Source organism: Enterobacter sp. ZOR0014 (genome assembly GCF_000798855.1).
GTDB classification, from domain to species: domain Bacteria; phylum Pseudomonadota; class Gammaproteobacteria; order Enterobacterales; family Enterobacteriaceae; genus Enterobacter; species Enterobacter kobei.
Window position 1 is genome coordinate 1 of record NZ_JTLF01000373.1, and the last position, 798, is coordinate 798.

The following is a 798-nucleotide window of genomic DNA, read 5'->3' on the forward strand; positions in this document are numbered from 1 at the left end:
GTTGCCACGATCGCCGGGAGGGTGTGAAGTCTTTGTTAGGGGATGGCGTGGAGCAGTGGGGGCAGAAACCGCCTTACGATCACTGGCAGTTTAATTTTTTCTATCCAGCCAACCTGCCGGCACTGGTGACCATGGTGTATCTGGAGGACGGGGATATCCGGGAAAGTATTTTTCGGCGACTTGATCCGACCGAACCCAGTCAGGGCAGCGTTGGAACATGGAGCCAGCGTGTAGGCGGTTTTCCAGCCAATTTTAATATCGGGAAGGCGCTGCCGGTCAGGATGACGGTATGCTGGGACTCGGTTATAGACAAAAAGGCGTACGAAACGGAGATCTGGTTCAGTCGGGAGACATGGCAGCAGATGCTCACAGCCTATCCTGATACCTATCGTCCCGGTAATACGTATTACCGAAACAAAATGATAATAGGTCTTGCCCCGGAAGGAAAAGTCAGAGTATGGCTGAAGGATAACCGTAATCCTGTTGTGCTACAGCATCCCGCCCGGCAGTTCACACTGACAGGGGATGATATGCTGATATGCAAAGGAGTCACGAAACATCCTGATGGGTATGTTTATTACGGAAAGACACCCGAGTTTATCAAAGGGAAAAACTATCCGTATGGTAACTGGTAGGGAGGCTGCAGTCCGGCGGGCAAAGGGGGAGTGCGGGCGCGCTGGACGGACTTTTCTGAGGAGGCAGGGATGAAACGATTGCCGCTGACGGTGGTCATGATGGGTGTCATATGACTCGCCGGTTGCCACGATCGCCGGGAGGGTGTGAAGTCTTTGTTAGGGG

The 798-nt window shown here is 53.3% G+C and carries 1 protein-coding gene; it reads left to right on the forward strand.

Annotated features, from left to right (window positions below; all coding sequences use genetic code 11):
- On the forward strand, window positions 1–635 hold a 635-nt coding region (locus L977_RS21310; RefSeq protein ID WP_052192665.1), incomplete at its 5' end, for a DUF2931 family protein.
- Window positions 636–798 lie beyond the last annotated feature (163 nt).